Raw genomic sequence first — 14,978 nt, forward strand, 5'->3', positions numbered from 1 at the left:
TGTCTTCTCCGACCGTGTCAGGACTTCTCGAGCAGCGGGACGAACTCGTCGATCGCGTACGGGATGCTGATCACGGTGTTGAACGACAGCGCCGCACCGATCGCGGGCTCCGAGTACGGCACGTACAGCACGCGCCCGTCCTTGACCGCTTTCAGGCCCTGCCACACCGGGTTCGCGTCGAGGCTCTTCCTGGCCGCGGCCGGGTCGAACGTCAGGACCACGATCAGGTCGGTGTCCACCAGGTCGAGCCGTTCGCTGGAGAGCTCGACCGCGTTGTTGTCCTTGCTGTCCCGCGCCGCCTCGTTGATCTCCTCCGGCACGGTGAACCCGAGCTGCTCCAGGAACGCGGCCTTCGGGTCGGTCTCCTGGAAGGCGACCATCTTGCCCGGCTGGTACGGGTCCACGACCGCGACGGTCTTGCCCTGCCACTCCGGGTGTTCCTCGCGGATCCGCGCGAACCGGTCGTCGATCTCCTTGATCTTCGCGTCCGCCTCGGCCTCGAGACCCATCGCCTTGCCCGCCATACGGGTCATGTCCTGCCACGGGGCGCCGTAGTCGTCGAAGCCCTTCGGCTGCCCGACCGTCTTCGCGATCTTCGACAGCTCGTCGTACTGCTGCTTCGACATGCCGGAGTACAGCGCGATGACCAGGTCCGGCTTGAGGTTCAGGATCTTCTCGAGGTTGTAGTCGTCGCGCTCGCCGACGATCTCCGGCGGGGTGTCGCCCCACAGGTCCTTCGTCCACGGCCACAGGCCGTACGGACGCTCCTTGAACCAGTCGATCGCGCCGACCGGCTTGCCGCCGAGCGCGAGCACGGCGTCCTGGTCGGACAGGCCGAGTGTGACGATCTTCTGCGGCTTCTTCTCGATGACGGTCGTGCCGTACTTGTGCTCGACCTCGATCGGGAAGGTGGCCGCGGCCTCGTTCGGGAGAGCGCTCTCCCGCGTCGGCTCCTGCGCTGCGGGCGGATCGCCGACTCCGCATCCTGCGAGGGCCAGAACCACGAACAACAGGGCGATCTTGGCTGACCTCATGAGTTCTCTTCGCTCCCAGGGCAGGCGGCAACCACCGGACGTGGTTAGGTAAGGGGAACCTAACACGAGGAGCTGAGGTATACCTACCCTAACTTCTGCCGAGTAGGGTAGGCCACATGATCCAGACCCACGCCGCGCCCGTCGGCGCCCCCGCGCGTGGGACTTCCCGTCGCCGCACGACGTTCCTCGCGGGTTCGATCGTGGTCCTGCTCGTGCTGTGCGTGCTTTCGCTCGCGATCGGAACCAGGACCATTCCGCCTGGTGAGGTCGTCGCGACGCTGTTCGGCAACGGATCGGAGAGCGCGATCATCTGGGGGACCCGCTTCCCCCGCACACTGCTCGGCATCCTCGTCGGCGCCTCGCTCGGGCTCGCCGGCGCGGTCATGCAGGCGCTCACCCGCAACCCCCTCGGCGACCCCGGTCTGCTCGGCATCAGCGCGGGCGCCGCGTTCGGCATCGTCGTCGCGGTCGCCACCACCGGTATCGCGTCCCTGTACGGCTACATCTGGTTCGCGTTCGCGGGCGCCCTGGTCGCGAGTGCGGTCGTCTACCTGCTCGGCAGCGTGGGCCGCGGCGGCGCCACCCCGGTCAAGCTCGCGCTCGCCGGCGTCGCCATCACCGCGCTGCTGACCTCGCTCACCAACGGCATCTCGCTCGTCGCCCCCCAGGCGCTCAACCGGTACCGCTTCTGGGCGTCGGGATCCCTTGCCGGACAGGACAACGCCGTGCTGCTGCGGGTGCTGCCGTTCGTGCTGGCCGGCACGGTCCTCGCGCTCGCGTCGGCGAGCGCGTTCAACAGCATGGCCCTGGGCGACGACGTGGCGAAGGCGCTCGGCAGGCGGGTCGCGCTCACCCGTGTGCAGGGCGCGGTCGCGATCACGCTGCTCACCGGCGCGGCCGTCGCCGTCGTCGGCCCGATCGTGTTCGTGGGGCTCGTCGTGCCGCACGTCGCCCGTGCCGTCACCGGGCCCGACCACCGCTGGCTCCTGCCGTACAGCATGGTGTTCGCGCCGATCCTCGTGCTCGCCGCGGACATCGTCGGCCGGGTTCTCGCGCGGCCGGGCGAGGTCGACGTGGGGATCGTGGTCGCGTTCGTCGGCGCGCCGTTCTTCATCGCACTCGTCCGCCGACGCAGGCTGGCCGAGCTGTGACCGCGTCCCTCCGCGTCACCGCCATCCGCGTCGGCGGCGCCTCGGCCCGCGTGCGGCCGAGGGTGCTGGGCGCCGCGCTGATCCTCGCCGCCGCCGCGTTCCTGCTGTTCTGCGTCGGCATGACGATCGGGGACTACCCGTTGTCGGTCGGCAAGGTCGTCGCCGCGCTGTTCTCCCAGGGCGACTACTACGACCGGGTCGTCGTCTACGACTGGCGCATGCCGCGCGCCCTGTGCGGCTTGTTCGTGGGGCTCGCGTTCGGCATGTCCGGCGCGATCTTCCAGACCATCACGCGCAACCCCCTCGCCAGCCCGGACGTCATCGGCGTCTCCGCCGGCGCGACCACGGCGGTCGTCTGCGGCATCGTGCTCGGCGTCGGCGCGGGCCTGGGCACGCAGACGCTCGGGCTCGCGGGTGCGCTCGGGTCGGCGCTGCTGATCTACCTGCTCGCCTGGCAGCGCGGCACCACCGGCTATCGGATCGTGCTCGTCGGCATCGGCGTCTCGTGGGCGTGCACCAGCGCCACCAGTTACCTGCTCGCGCACGCCAAGCTGTACGAGGCGCAGCAGATCGTCGGCTGGATGGTCGGCAACCTCAACGACAGCACGTGGGCGCAGGCCACGCCGCTGCTGATCGCGATGGCCGTGCTGGTCCCGATCACCATCGCGATGAGCGGCTGGCTCACCGCGCTGCACCTCGGCGACGACGTCGCCGTCGGGCTCGGCACCCCGGTCCAGCTCGCCCGGCTGACGTCGCTGATCGTCGGCGTCGGGCTCGTCGCGTTCGGCACCGCCGCCGCGGGACCGGTCGCGTTCGTCGCCCTGGCCGCACCGCAGATCGCCAAGCGCGTCGCGGGCACTCCGGTGCCGCCGCTCGTCACGTCCGGCATCACCGGCGCGGTCGTGCTGCTCGGCAGCGACCTGCTCGCCCGCGAACTGGTGCCGGACACGCAGCTCCCCGTCGGGGTCGTGACCGGCGCACTGGGCGCCCCGTTCCTACTCTGGCTGCTGGCCAGGGCCAACCGTGCCGGATCCGGAGGCTGACGTGAGTGAGTTACGCGCCGAGCACCTGCGCCTGGCCTACGACAACCGGGTCGTGGTGGACGACCTCGACCTGCTCGTGCCGCCCGGCCGGATCAGCGTGATCGTCGGCGCGAACGCGTGCGGCAAGTCGACGCTGTTGCGGGCGCTCGCGCGGTTGCTGACCCCGCGCGCGGGCGCGGTGCACCTCGACGGGAAGTCCGTGCACGCCATGCCGACCAGGCAGGTCGCCCGTGTGCTCGGCATCCTGCCGCAGTCACCGGTCGCGCCGGACGGGCTGACCGTCGTCGACCTGGTGACGCGGGGCCGTTCGCCGCACCAGAGTTGGTGGCGGCAGTGGTCGGCCGCCGACGAGGCCGCGGTGGCGGCCGCGCTCGCCGCGACCGAGATGACCGAGCTCGCCGACCGGCCCGTGGACGAGCTGTCCGGCGGGCAGCGGCAGCGCGCGTGGATCGCGATGGCCGTCGCGCAGGAGACGCCCGTGCTCCTGCTGGACGAGCCGACCACGTTCCTCGACCTCGCGCACCAGATCGACGTGCTCGACCTGGTCGTGGACCTGAACCGGCGTGCGGGCAGGACGATCGTGATGGTGCTGCACGACCTGAACCAGGCGTGCCGCTACGCCGACCACGTGATCGCGATGAAGGCCGGGTCGGTCGTCGCCGAGGGCGCGCCCGCCGACGTGGTGACGCCGTCGTTGGTGGAGGACGTGTTCGACGTGCGCTGCCAGGTGATGACCGACCCCGTGAGCGGAACGCCACTGGTCATCCCCACAGGGCGACACCATTCGCTTACCGAACGTGAAACTGAGCACTCTCGGTAACACTTTCGCGAGCGGTAGCGAAAACCCAAGCGACAAGGTGCGTCTGTTTGGGGGATGACATGGCCGTCCGATGGGTGATCGGTCTCCTCGCCGCCGCAGCGTTCGTCGCGGGGCTCGTGCTCCAGCTCCTCGCGCTGACGATCGGCGGGCTCGCCGGCCTGCTCGTCGCCGTCGTCGTGCGCTCCGGCCGCAACCCGCTCGCCGAGAGCTACCGCGACATCCGCGATCCGCGTGGCATGCCCTGAGAGACGCCAGAAGGCATCTCCCAGGGCCCGTGCGTCAGCCTGCCATCGCGGTGATCAGCTCACCGTTCGCGGTGTCCCCGGACAGTTCCCAGAAGAACGCGCCACCCAGGCCCTGCTGGGTCGCGTAGTCCATCTTGCCGCCGATCGTGGCCGGCGTGTCGTAGCTCCACCACTGGCCGTCGCAGAACGCGTACGCGGTGCCCGCGACGGTTCCCGTTGCGGGACAACGGTCCTTGAGCACCTTGTAGTCCTCGATGCCCCGCTCGTACGTGCCCGGCGCCGGTCCGGTCGCCGCGCCGCCCGGCTCGGCCTGCGTGACGCCGGTCCAGCCGCGACCGTAGAACCCGATGCCCAGCAACAGCTTCGAGGACGGGATGCCCTTGCCCTTCAGCTTCTGGATCGCCGCGTCGGAGTTGAAACCCGCGGCGGGGATACCGTCGTAGCTCGTCAGTGGCGAGTGCGGGGCCGTGGGGCCGTCCGCGTCGAAGGCGCCGAAGTAGTCGTAGGTCATCACGTTGTACCAGTCGACGTACTGCGCCGCGCCGGCGTAGTCTGCCGCGTCGATCTTGCCGCCGTCCGAGCCGTCGGCCGTGATCGCGGCGGTGACCAGGTTGTCCGAGCCGAACTTGGCCCGCATCGCGCCCATCACGTTCTCGAACGACTCGAACCCGCTCGTGTCGCACTGCAGGCCACACGCGTTCGGGTACTCCCAGTCGATGTCGATGCCGTCGAACACGTCGGCCCAGCGCGGGTCCTCGACCAGGTTGTAGCAGGACTCGGCGAACGCGGCGGGGTTCTGCGCGGCCTGGCCGAAGCCCCCTGACCAGGACCAGCCGCCGAACGACCACAGCACCTTCAGGTTCGGGTGCATGGCCTTCAGCTTGCGCAGCTGGTTGAAGTTGCCGCGCAGCGCACCGGCGTCCCAGGTGTCCGACGTGCCGTCCACACTGGATGCCGCGTCGTAGAACCTGTCGTAGTCCGCGTAGGCGTCACCGATGGCGCACTGGCCGTTGGTGACGTTGCCGAACGCGTAGTTGATGTGTGTCAGCTTGTCGGCGGAGCCGGACGTCTCGATGTTCTTGACGTGGTAGTTGCGCTGGTAGACGCCCCACTGGACGAAGTACCCGAGGTTGATCCCTCCCGCCGCCTCCGACACGGCGGGTGTGGACTCTGATCCCTGGGCTGGGGCGGCCACCAGGCCGATGGTCGTGGCCACCATGGCCACGAGTGCGGACAGGCGCCATCGTTTACGGGACATCGTTCTCCTCGTGGATGCAGGGGTCCAGCGCTTGAACGGAGATCCACTGCTCACTATGTGGTCTAGACCATGTCTCGTCAAGTGGTACAGACCAACTGGCAATTGTGAGCGCGGTGGTTACGCTGGTCGCGGGTACGCGACGGGGCGTCCGCCCGGGAGGTCCGATGGCGACCAGAGGCAAGCTCGAGAAGTTCCTCATCCCTGAAACGATCTTCGGCGTGGGCAGCCTCGCCGAGGTCGGTGACGCGGCCAGGCGGGCGGGTGGTTCGCGGGCGCTGCTCGTCACCGACCCCGGCGTGCTCGCCGCCGGATGGGTCGAGAGAGCGCTCTCCCACCTGCGGGCCGCGGGCCTGGCGTGCGAGGTGTGGTCGGGCGTCACCCCGAACCCCAAGGACCACGAGGTCGGTGCCGGCTTCGACGTCTACACCGAGCGCGGCTGCGACGTGGTGGTCGCCGTCGGCGGCGGCAGCCCGATCGACGCGGCCAAGGCCATCTCCGTGCTCTCCGGCAACGGCGGCCACATCCTCGACTACGAGGGCATCGACACCGTGGGCAAACCCATCCCGCCCATGGTCATGGTGCCCAGCACCGGCGGGTCCGGCGCGGACGTGTCCCAGTTCTGCGTCATCACCGACACCGCGCGGCGGGTCAAGTGCACGATCGCGGGGCGGGCGCTGGTACCGGACATCTCCGTCACCGACCCCAGCCTCCTGACCACGATGCCGCCGGAGCTGACCGCGCACACCGCGCTCGACGCGCTCAGCCACGGCATCGAGGCGTACGTGTCCCGGGCGGCGAGCTTCCTGTCCGACGGGCACGCGCTCTCCGCGATCCGCGGCGTGCTGGACCACCTGCTCCCGAGCCTCGACGACCCGTCCGACCTGCGGGCCAGGGTCGGTATCGCCCGCGCCAGCCTGCAGGCCGGGATCGCGTTCACCAACGCGCTGCTCGGCGCGACGCACGCGATCGCGCACCAGGTCGGCGGCTACCTGGAGGTCCCGCACGGGCTGCTCAACGCGATCCTGCTGCCGCACGTGATGCGGTTCAACGCGGTGACGCACCCGGAGCGCTTCACCGGCGTCGCGGCCGCGATGGGGGTCGAGACGGAACGGCTAACGCCACCCGAGGCCGCGGAGGCCGCGATCGCGATCGTGCAGCGGCTGCGGGAGAAGGTCGGCATCCCGTCCGGGCTCGCCCGCGTCGGCGTCCGGCGCGAGCACCTGCCCAGGTTCGCGGAGAGCGCTCTCCAGGACGCGTACATCACGACCAACCCGAGGGCGGTGAGCAGGGAGGATGTCGAGCAGATCTGCCTCGCCGCGCTCTGAGGAGTGGCTGGAGCGGCTCACCGGCGCACGGTCGTCGAAGCCCACCTTCTACGCCGAGTGGCGGCGCACGAGCCACGGGCTCGACCGGGCCGTCGAGGCGCTGAGAGCGCTCTCCGCCGCCCTGTGCACGACCACGAACGGCCCCGACGTGCTGTGCGCGGCCGTGGGCGACGCCCTGAACACGCACTTCGGTGACGGCGTCGTGTCGCTCGCGCTGGGGGCGCACGAGGACGGTGTGCCGGTGGTGGTCGACGGGGTGCCGGTCGGTGCGCTGCGGGTGGCGCGGCCCGCCGAGGTCGAGGAGAGCGATCTCTCGATTCTGCAGATCGTCGCCAACCAGCTGGCGGTGGCGCTGCAGAACGCCGTGCTGTACCAGGAGACGCGTGCGCGCGCCGGGGAGCTGGCCGAGCGCAACCGTCAGCTGGAGGCCGCGCACCGCAGGCTCGGCGAGGCCGGGCAGCGGCAGCTGATCAGCGAGGAGCGGCACCGCATCGCCCGCGAGCTGCACGACAGCGTGGCGCAGCACCTGATCAGCATCGGGATGAACCTGGAGTGGTGCGCGCGGAGCGAGCCGTCGCCGTCGGTGGGCAGGCGGGTCGCGGTGACCAAGGAGCTGGCCCGTGCCGCGCTCACGCAGCTCCGTGCCGCGATCTTCGAGCTGTCGGAGCTGGACAGCCGAGGCGGCGGGATGCGTGGTGTGCTGGTCGACCTGGCGCGGGAGTTCCGCGCGATCACCCCGCTGCGGGTGCGGGTCAGGGTGCGCGGTGAGCCGGTCGTGCTGCCGCTCGCGACGCAGCACGCGCTGTTCCACATCGCGCAGGAGGCGATGTTCAACGCGGTGCGGCACGCGTCGGCGGGCGGCATCTGGGTGGACCTCGCGTACGGGTCCGGCACGGTGGCGCTGACGGTGGCCGACGACGGCACGGGCGACGCGGCCGTGATCGCGCGGTCGTTGGAGAGCGCTCTCGCACCCGGCGGGCTCGGCAACATCCGGGAACGGACCCGTGAGCTGCACGGCTCGGTGCGGGTCCTCGCGCGCCGCGGCGGCGGCGTGCGGATCAGGGTGACGGCGCCGACCGATGGCTGAGCGCATCCATGTCGTGATCGTGGACGACCACACGATCGTCCGCGAGGGCCTGCGGTCGATCCTCGAACTGGAGCCGGACATCGCGGTCGTCGGGCACGCGGCGAGCCCGGCGGAAGCGCTCGCGACGGTCGCGGCGACCAACCCGGACGTCGTGCTGCTGGACCTGAAGCTCGACGCGGACGGCCCGGTCACGGGTCTCACGCTGTGCGGTGACCTGGTGGCCCAGCACCCGTCCACGGGCGTCGTGGTGCTGACGACGTTCCACGACCAGTCGCTCGTCATGGCGGCGCTGCGCCGAGGTGCCAAGGGATACGTGCTCAAGGACGTGGACGTCGTCGACCTGCTGAAGATCATCCGCGGTGTGCGGGCCGGTTCGCTGATGGTCCACGTGGAATCCGATCAGGACGGTCCACGGCTGACCCGTCGCGAACTCGAGATCACCCGGCTGCTCGCCCGCGGCATGACCAACCGCGAGATCGGCAAGGCCGTGTTGATCAGCGACAGCACGGTCAAGTTCCACGTGCGCGGCATCATGCGCAAGCTCGCCGTCCACCACCGCGCGGAGGTCGTCTACGCCGCGACGAAGCTCGGCATCCTGTAGGAACCTGTCCATTCGGGTAGGTGCCGCCCCGCCCGCCCGGTCAGTTACGCGTGCCCGGTCCGGATCGTACTTTCCTTGTACGGACACCGAAAGGGTGAGCGGAATGCCAGACAACCGGGTAGTCGTGTACCAGGGGCCGGGGAAGGTCAGCGTCGAGGGCGTCGAGTACCCCAGACTCGAGTTGCCCGACGACGTGGTGAACGGGCTGGGCGTCGAACGCCGCGCGCCGCACGCGGTCATCCTGAAGGTGGCCACGTCCAACATCTGCGGCAGCGACCAGCACATGGTCCGCGGCCGTACCACCGCGCCGGTCGGTCAGACACTGGGCCACGAGATCACCGGCGAGATCGTCGAAGCCGGCGACGACGTGTTGTTCCACAAGGTGGGCGACCTGTGCTCGGTGCCGTTCAACATCGCCTGCGGCCGCTGCCGGATGTGCAACGAGGGCAAGACCGGCGTCTGCCTCAACGTCAACCCCGCCCGGCCGGGTGCCGCGTACGGGTACGTCGACATGGGAGGCTGGCTCGGCGGCCAGGCCGAGTACGTGATGGTCCCGTTCGCCGACTTCAACCTGCTGCGCTTCCCCGACCGGGACCAGGCCATGGAGAAGATCCTGGACCTGACGATGCTGTCGGACATCTTCCCGACCGGCTACCACGGCGCGTACACGGCGGGCGTCACCACGGGCTCGACCGTCTACGTGGCGGGGGCCGGCCCGGTCGGCCTGGCCGCGGCGCACGCCGCGCAGCTGCTCGGCGCGTCGGTGGTGATCGTCGGCGACATGATCAAGGAGCGGCTGGAGCAGGCCCGCAGCTTCGGTTGCGAGACCGTGGATCTGGCCGCGGACGGCACCCTGACCGACAAGATCGAGTCCATCCTGGGCGAGCCCGAGGTGGACGCGGCCGTGGACGCGGTCGGCTTCGAGGCACGCGGCCACGGCGGCGGCGCGACGGAACAGCCCGCGACGGTGCTGAACGACATCATGACGGTCGCCAGGGCGGGTGCGTCGCTGGGCATCCCGGGGCTGTACGTGACCGGGGACCCGGGTGGCGTCGACGAGCACGCGAAGGTCGGGCAGCTCGGGGTGCGGATCGGGCTCGGGTGGGCCAAGTCGCACCGCTTCACGACGGGGCAGTGCCCTGTCAAGCAGTACAACCGGCTGCTGATGAACCTGATCCTGTCGGGCCGGGCGCAGATCGCGAAGGCCGTGAACGCCACGAAGATCACGCTCGACCAGGCGCCGGAGGGCTATCAGGAGTTCGACGGCGGGGCGGCGCGCAAGTACGTCATCGATCCACACGGAATGGTGCCGGCCTAGTCCCGGCCCCCTGCGGGCGCTCTTCCCGGACGAGGGGGAGCGCCCGCAGGCGCGTCTGCACCGTGCTATCCGGACCTGGCGGCTCCCAACGCAGGCCCTCCGGCCCCCGATTTCCAGCCTAGCGGCGCGGGGTGACAGTCCCGGGCCGCTAGCGGCCAGCCTGTGGGCAACCGAGTGCCCTGTGGACAACTCGCCTCCGCCGAAACGGAACTGTCGGTGCGGCGGTCTACGCTGGATTTCGGGGGGCCGACGGCCGCCCGGAGTGCGTGTTCTTCCGCACGCCACCCACTCGGAAGTGAACCGAGATTTGCTAAGTTCGGTTTGCTAACGAGGAGGTGGCCATGGCCGAGGACCGGCACGCGTGGGTCGAGCCAGGGGCGTTCGAGGTGGCCCCCGGTGTGCACCGCATCCCGTTGCCGCTGCCCACGGACGGTCTGCGGGCGGTGAACATCTACGCGATCGAGTCCGGCGACGGGCTCGTCCTCGTCGACTCCGGGTGGGCGCTCGAGGTCGCCGAGCGGCAGCTGGAGGAAGCCCTCGGCACGCTCGGCTACGACTTCTCCGACATCCAGCGCTTCCTCGTCACACACGTGCACCGCGACCACTACACCCTGGGTGTCGCGCTGCGGCGGATCTACGGGAGCAAGATCGCGCTCGGCATCGGGGAGCAGCCGTCCCTCGAACGGATCATGGCTCGCCGGCTCGACGGGCAGGTCGGCGAGATGGTCCGCTGGGGCGCCACCTCGCTGATGGAGGAGTGGCGGGAGCAGTTCGTCGAGCGGGACGAGCGGGAGACGCCCGCCCGCTACGAGGAACCCGACGAGTGGTTCGACGGCACCACCAAGATCGACCTCGGCGACCGCACGCTCGTGGCCCTGCCGACCCCCGGGCACACGCAGGGACACGTCGTCTTCGTCGACGAGCAGGCGGGGGTGCTGTTCGCGGGTGACCACGTGCTACCGCACATCACCCCGTCGATCGGCTTCCAGCCGGCGCCGGCGAAGCTACCGCTCGGCGACTACCTCGACAGCCTGCGCCTCGTCCGGTCCTACCCGGACCTGCGGCTGCTGCCCGCGCACGGCCCGGTCACGCCGAGCGTGCACGCGCGCGTCGACGAGTTGCTGGCACATCACGAGGAACGGCTCGCCGAAACGCTGGCGGCGGTGCGCGACGGGGCCGGCACCGCGTTCGACGCGGCGCGGCGGCTGGGTTGGACCCGTCGGCACCGCCGGTTCGACGACCTCGACCTGTTCAACAAGACGCTCGCGGCGGGGGAAACCGCGGCACACCTTGACGTGCTGGTCGCCCGGGGCGATCTTCAGTCATCCACTGTGGACGGTGTGGTGGCGTACGCCGTCACTCCGCCGGGGTGCTGATGGCCCCGTTCTCGTCCATCGTGTCGAGGCCCAGCATCGCGAGGAGGTTCGCGCAGTCCTGTGCGTCCGACGAGTGGCAGGCGACGGTGAGTGCCGCCTTGCGGTTCTGAATGGCGTAGTGAACTCTCTCGTTCGCCCGCGCTTCGGCGAAACGGCCTTGCTCAAGGGTCGGGCTGGCGTGTCGTGCCCAGGTCATGCGGAGCCTTTCTGCCTGCTGCCGCGGTGGCGTCGGGGGCCATCTGCGGCAGCGCCATCGCTGATCGTGTCGCTCGGTAATCGGGGGGTCGAGCACCACGATCGTCCGGGGAAGCCTCCCGGCGATCGGCATCCTGACACTCCCGCGGTGGTTCACACCACCCCCGCGCAGGTCTGACCGGCGGTAACACACAGTCGGAAAAGACGGCTTATCGCCAGGTGAACGGGGCTTTAGCGTTTTACACCTCCAGATTATTCCCAGCTTTCACGGATATTAGGGTGAAGTACGTTCCGGATTCGGTCGATCACCGCGGGTGGGCGCGTTCACGTCTCCGTGATGCGCGTGAACACGGCCGCAACGTCACGTTGTGTGTTCGGCGAGCAGTTTGCGCGCGCGCTCGGCCGCGCGTTCCGCGATCGCGGCGAGTTCGTCGGGATCAATGCCCGGTGCGGGCGGTACGACGAGTTTTCGCGGCGGCCCGGAAACCGGTGGCAGTGCTGGAAGCGGTTCCGCCGTGGTGGTCGGCGCGGGGGCGGGCCGGGACCGCGCGGCGGCCCTCCTGCGCAGTTCGTCGGTCAGGTCCTCCTGGCCGAGACCGCGCAACAGCAGCAGCACGAACGGGTCCGCGTCGAGCAGCCACGCCGCCTGGAAACACAGCGCGGCCGCGTGCGTGCACGGCAGTTCCCAGCCCTCGCAGTCGCATTCAGGTTGCAGATCGCCAATTCCCGGCAGCAATGGGACATCCGCATCCGCGGCTGCCTCGACGAGGTCGTGCGGCATGTCCCGGTCGAGCAGCGCGGCGAGGTGACCTGCCTTCGCGGCGACCTCGTCGAGGAACCGCTGCCACTGCCCGTCCGACAGCCGGTCCACGAACACGACCGTGTGGTGCACTCCGCCGTCGTCGCTCGTCACCTGCGCGGCGAGCCGGCCCGCGCTGACGGTGATCGGGCCGACGAGCCCCGCGTAGGCGAACTTGCGGCCCCGTTTGAGTTGTCCGAGATCCAGCGACGTGTCCTCCATCGCCTGCAGCCACGCGTTTCCCCACCAGGTTCGTGCGAACCGCCCCGGCTTCCGCGTGGTGGCCGGGAAAGCGGGAAATCCGATGCCGACCGGCTCGCTGCGTTCCTCCGCTGGCACGCCGTCCTCTCCTCTCGCGCTCACAGGGACTCCCTCAGTTCGACGAGTTCCGCCAGTTCGGTGTCGGACAGTTCGGTGAGTTCCGCGCCGTCTTGTTTGCCCAGCACGGCATCCGCGAGTTCTTTCTTCGCCGCCAGCATGGTCGCGATGCGATCCTCGAGGGTCCCTTCCGCGATGAGCCGGTGCACCTGCACCGGCCGGTCCTGCCCGATCCGGTACGCCCGGTCGGTGGCCTGCGCCTCCACCGCCGGGTTCCACCACCGGTCGTAGTGCACGACGTGATCGGCGCGGGTGAGGTTCAGTCCGGTGCCCGCCGCCTTGAGCGACAACAGGAACACCGGTGGGGGAGCGCTCTCCTGGAACGCGCGCACCAGCTCGTCGCGCCGCCGCACCGGCGTGCCGCCGTGCAGGAGCTGCGCCGGCACACCGCGCTCGCCGAGGTGCCGCTCCAGCAGCCGCGCCATCGCGACGTACTGCGTGAACACCAGCAGCCCGCCGTTCTCCGCGCGGATCGTGTCGACCAGCTCGTCCAGCAACTCCAGCTTCCCGGACCGGCCGGAGAGCGCTCCATCGGCCTCGCCGAGGTACTGGGCCGGGTGGTTGCACACCTGTTTGAGCGCGGTGAGCAGCTTGAGCACGAGACCTTTCCGTTGCATACCGGTGCTTTCCCGGATCCGGGCCATCGTCTCGCGCACGACCGCCTCGTACAGCCCGGCCTGCTCGCGGGTCAGGCCGACGGGCCGGTCGGTCTCGGTCTTCGGCGGCAGCTCCGGCGCGATGCCGGGGTCGGACTTGCGGCGCCGCAACAGGAACGGCGTGATCAGCCGCGCCAGCTGTTCGGCCGCGAGCGGGTCGCCCGCCTCGACCGGCTGCGCCCATCGTGCCCGGAACTCGCCCAGCGAGCCGAGCAGACCGGGTGTGGTCCAGTCGAGGATCGCCCACAGTTCCGACAGGTTGTTCTCCACCGGCGTGCCGGAGAGCGCTATCCGAGCACGCGCGGGGATGCGCCGCAGCGACCGCGCCGTGTCCGAGCGCGGGTTCTTGACGTGCTGTGCCTCGTCGGCCACCACGAGGTCCCAGTCCACGGCGGACAGCACATCGGAGTCGAGCCGCATCGTGCCGTACGTGGTGAGCACGAACCCCTCAGTCCGCACGATCGCGCGCCCACCGCCGTGGTAGCGGTGTACGTCCACCCCTGGTGCGAACCGGCGGATCTCACGCTCCCAGTTGCCGAGCAGTGAGGCCGGGCACACCACGAGCGTCGGACCGGTGCCGCGGTGGAGGTGGAGCGCGATCAGCGTGATCGTCTTGCCCAGCCCCATGTCGTCGGCGAGGCAGCCGCCGAGGCCGAGCTCGGTCATCCGCGCGAGCCACCGCAGCCCCCGCAGCTGGTAGTCGCGCAGCGTCGCGGCGAGCTCGGCGGGCTGGTCGACGGTCTCCGTGGTGGAGAGCTTGTCCCGCAACAGTTCCAACGGCCTGCTCGGTGCGACGGGCACCCACTCACCGTCGACGTGTGCCCGCCCGGTCAGCGCGGCGCCGAGCGCCTCCACCGCGGAGAGCGGTTTCAGCACCCGCTCCCGCGCCTTGCGAACGAGGTCGGGCGCGACGAGCGTCCAGCGGTCTCGCAACCGCACGAACGGCCGGTGCGCCTCCGCCAGTACGTCCATCTCGGCGTCGGAGAGCGGTTTCCCGTCCACCGAGAGCTGCCACGAGAAGTCCAGGACGCCGTCGAAGAACGACGGCAGCTCGGTGCCGCCGACCAGCGCCGACGCCGTCACGCCCCGAGTCAGGTCACGCGGCCAGTGCACGGCCACGCCGATGTCGGAGAGCGCTCTCTCGCCGTCGCCCGCCAGGTCGTGGACCTCCTCGTCGGACAGTTCGAGTTGGTCCGGCACAGCCAGCTCCAGCAGCCGGGAGAGCGGTTGCCAAGCCTGCGCGGCGCGCCGGAGCTCGAGCACGGCGTCGAGCCGCTCTTCGTGCCCGAACGCCTCACCCGCCCACACCGCGGCGGCGTCAGCGACCAGCCCCGGCTCGGTCATGCTGTGCACCTGCACCACCGCAGAGAGCGCTCTCCCGGTCATCTCGATCCGCAGCGACACCCGCGCGGCCCGGTCGTGCTCGGCGGCGATCGCCGCCGCCCAGTCCCGCAGTTCGGGCACGTGGTGCGGGACCGGGTCGGCGAACGGCGTCGTCGACCCGGCCTCGCGTGCCAGCCGGTCGGCGACCGGGTCGAGCTGCGCGCGCGTGATCCCCAGCCGCCGCATGCGCTCGACGTCGGACGGGTCGAGCGGTCCGACCCGCCACGCGGCGTATCCGTCCTCGGTCACGGTGGGCAGCAGACGCCCGCGCGCCACCAGGTGCAGCGCGAGCAGCTCGGCCTCGGTCAT

The 14,978-nt window shown here is 70.4% G+C and carries 14 protein-coding genes; 9 read left to right on the top strand and 5 right to left on the bottom strand.

Going from position 1 to position 14,978, the window contains the following annotated elements:
- Nucleotides 1–17: 17 nt before the first annotated feature.
- Nucleotides 18–1,034, bottom strand: a complete 1,017-nt coding sequence (locus tag ACIBVP_RS17715; RefSeq protein ID WP_396107198.1) for an iron-siderophore ABC transporter substrate-binding protein — start codon at nucleotides 1,032–1,034, stop codon at nucleotides 18–20.
- A gap of 116 nt (nucleotides 1,035–1,150) precedes the next feature.
- Between ACIBVP_RS17715 and ACIBVP_RS17720 the strand changes: the two genes are divergently transcribed.
- The 4 genes from ACIBVP_RS17720 to ACIBVP_RS17735 are packed head-to-tail and all read left to right on the top strand — an operon-like array spanning nucleotide 1,151 to nucleotide 4,293.
- Complete coding sequence (locus ACIBVP_RS17720) at nucleotides 1,151–2,185, top strand: FecCD family ABC transporter permease (RefSeq protein ID WP_396107199.1); 1,035 nt, start codon at nucleotides 1,151–1,153, stop codon at nucleotides 2,183–2,185.
- Nucleotides 2,182–3,228: a FecCD family ABC transporter permease gene (locus ACIBVP_RS17725; protein WP_396107200.1), complete on the top strand. Its 1,047-nt coding sequence runs from the start codon at nucleotides 2,182–2,184 to the stop codon at nucleotides 3,226–3,228. The genes ACIBVP_RS17720 and ACIBVP_RS17725 overlap by 4 nt, the downstream gene beginning before the upstream one ends.
- 1 nt (nucleotide 3,229) lies before the next feature.
- Nucleotides 3,230–4,048, top strand: a complete 819-nt coding sequence (locus tag ACIBVP_RS17730) for an ABC transporter ATP-binding protein (RefSeq protein WP_396107201.1) — start codon at nucleotides 3,230–3,232, stop codon at nucleotides 4,046–4,048.
- Nucleotides 4,049–4,107: 59 nt separating this feature from the next.
- Complete coding sequence (locus ACIBVP_RS17735; protein WP_396107202.1) at nucleotides 4,108–4,293, top strand: hypothetical protein; 186 nt, start codon at nucleotides 4,108–4,110, stop codon at nucleotides 4,291–4,293.
- Between the two features lie 34 nt (nucleotides 4,294–4,327).
- On the opposite strand, the gene ACIBVP_RS17740 is transcribed toward ACIBVP_RS17735, so the two are convergent.
- Nucleotides 4,328–5,551, bottom strand: coding sequence for a glycoside hydrolase family 18 protein (locus ACIBVP_RS17740; RefSeq protein ID WP_396107203.1), 1,224 nt, complete (start codon nucleotides 5,549–5,551; stop codon nucleotides 4,328–4,330).
- A 164-nt stretch (nucleotides 5,552–5,715) separates the two neighbouring features.
- On the opposite strand from ACIBVP_RS17740, the gene ACIBVP_RS17745 reads away from it, so the two are divergent.
- The 5 genes from ACIBVP_RS17745 to ACIBVP_RS17765 all read left to right on the top strand — a co-directional run bounded on the left by ACIBVP_RS17745 (nucleotide 5,716) and on the right by ACIBVP_RS17765 (nucleotide 11,258).
- Nucleotides 5,716–6,876, top strand: coding sequence for an iron-containing alcohol dehydrogenase (locus tag ACIBVP_RS17745; RefSeq protein ID WP_396107204.1), 1,161 nt, complete (start codon nucleotides 5,716–5,718; stop codon nucleotides 6,874–6,876).
- On the top strand, nucleotides 6,845–7,963 hold the full coding sequence (locus ACIBVP_RS17750; RefSeq protein ID WP_396107205.1) for a sensor histidine kinase: 1,119 nt from the start codon (nucleotides 6,845–6,847) through the stop codon (nucleotides 7,961–7,963). Before ACIBVP_RS17745 ends, ACIBVP_RS17750 begins: the two co-directional genes overlap by 32 nt.
- On the top strand, nucleotides 7,956–8,564 hold the full coding sequence (locus ACIBVP_RS17755) for a response regulator (RefSeq protein ID WP_396107206.1): 609 nt from the start codon (nucleotides 7,956–7,958) through the stop codon (nucleotides 8,562–8,564). The genes ACIBVP_RS17750 and ACIBVP_RS17755 overlap by 8 nt, the downstream gene beginning before the upstream one ends.
- Nucleotides 8,565–8,667: 103 nt before the next feature.
- Nucleotides 8,668–9,882: a formaldehyde dehydrogenase, glutathione-independent gene (gene fdhA, locus ACIBVP_RS17760; RefSeq protein ID WP_396107207.1), complete on the top strand. Its 1,215-nt coding sequence runs from the start codon at nucleotides 8,668–8,670 to the stop codon at nucleotides 9,880–9,882.
- Between the two features lie 341 nt (nucleotides 9,883–10,223).
- On the top strand, nucleotides 10,224–11,258 hold the full coding sequence (locus ACIBVP_RS17765; RefSeq protein WP_396107208.1) for an MBL fold metallo-hydrolase: 1,035 nt from the start codon (nucleotides 10,224–10,226) through the stop codon (nucleotides 11,256–11,258).
- Here ACIBVP_RS17765 and ACIBVP_RS17770 read toward each other — a convergent pair.
- From ACIBVP_RS17770 to ACIBVP_RS17780, 3 genes are all read right to left on the bottom strand, one after another.
- A complete protein-coding gene (locus tag ACIBVP_RS17770; RefSeq protein ID WP_396107209.1) occupies nucleotides 11,239–11,454 on the bottom strand; it encodes a hypothetical protein in 216 nt (71 codons plus the stop codon). The genes ACIBVP_RS17765 and ACIBVP_RS17770 overlap by 20 nt on opposite strands.
- Before the next feature lie 360 nt (nucleotides 11,455–11,814).
- Nucleotides 11,815–12,615: a hypothetical protein gene (locus tag ACIBVP_RS17775; protein ID WP_396107210.1), complete on the bottom strand. Its 801-nt coding sequence runs from the start codon at nucleotides 12,613–12,615 to the stop codon at nucleotides 11,815–11,817.
- Nucleotides 12,612–14,978, bottom strand: a complete 2,367-nt coding sequence (locus tag ACIBVP_RS17780; protein ID WP_396107211.1) for a DEAD/DEAH box helicase — start codon at nucleotides 14,976–14,978, stop codon at nucleotides 12,612–12,614. Before ACIBVP_RS17780 ends, ACIBVP_RS17775 begins: the two co-directional genes overlap by 4 nt.

Source organism: Actinophytocola sp. NPDC049390, from assembly GCF_044466355.1.
Taxonomy (GTDB): Bacteria; Actinomycetota; Actinomycetes; order Mycobacteriales; family Pseudonocardiaceae; genus Actinophytocola.

Excerpts from the sequence above, each read along its gene's own strand:
- fdhA (WP_396107207.1), top strand. The coding sequence starts at position 8,668 with ATGCCAGACAACCGGGTAGTCGTGTACCAGGGGCCGGGGAAGGTCAGC.
- ACIBVP_RS17715 (WP_396107198.1), bottom strand. The coding sequence starts at position 1,034 with ATGAGGTCAGCCAAGATCGCCCTGTTGTTCGTGGTTCTGGCCCTCGCA.
- ACIBVP_RS17740 (WP_396107203.1), bottom strand. The coding sequence starts at position 5,551 with ATGTCCCGTAAACGATGGCGCCTGTCCGCACTCGTGGCCATGGTGGCC.
- ACIBVP_RS17735 (WP_396107202.1), top strand. The coding sequence starts at position 4,108 with ATGGCCGTCCGATGGGTGATCGGTCTCCTCGCCGCCGCAGCGTTCGTC.
- ACIBVP_RS17755 (WP_396107206.1), top strand. The coding sequence starts at position 7,956 with ATGGCTGAGCGCATCCATGTCGTGATCGTGGACGACCACACGATCGTC.
- ACIBVP_RS17720 (WP_396107199.1), top strand. The coding sequence starts at position 1,151 with ATGATCCAGACCCACGCCGCGCCCGTCGGCGCCCCCGCGCGTGGGACT.
- ACIBVP_RS17745 (WP_396107204.1), top strand. The coding sequence starts at position 5,716 with ATGGCGACCAGAGGCAAGCTCGAGAAGTTCCTCATCCCTGAAACGATC.
- ACIBVP_RS17770 (WP_396107209.1), bottom strand. The coding sequence starts at position 11,454 with ATGACCTGGGCACGACACGCCAGCCCGACCCTTGAGCAAGGCCGTTTC.
- ACIBVP_RS17780 (WP_396107211.1), bottom strand. The coding sequence starts at position 14,978 with ATGACCGAGGCCGAGCTGCTCGCGCTGCACCTGGTGGCGCGCGGGCGT.
- ACIBVP_RS17765 (WP_396107208.1), top strand. The coding sequence starts at position 10,224 with ATGGCCGAGGACCGGCACGCGTGGGTCGAGCCAGGGGCGTTCGAGGTG.
- ACIBVP_RS17750 (WP_396107205.1), top strand. The coding sequence starts at position 6,845 with ATGTCGAGCAGATCTGCCTCGCCGCGCTCTGAGGAGTGGCTGGAGCGG.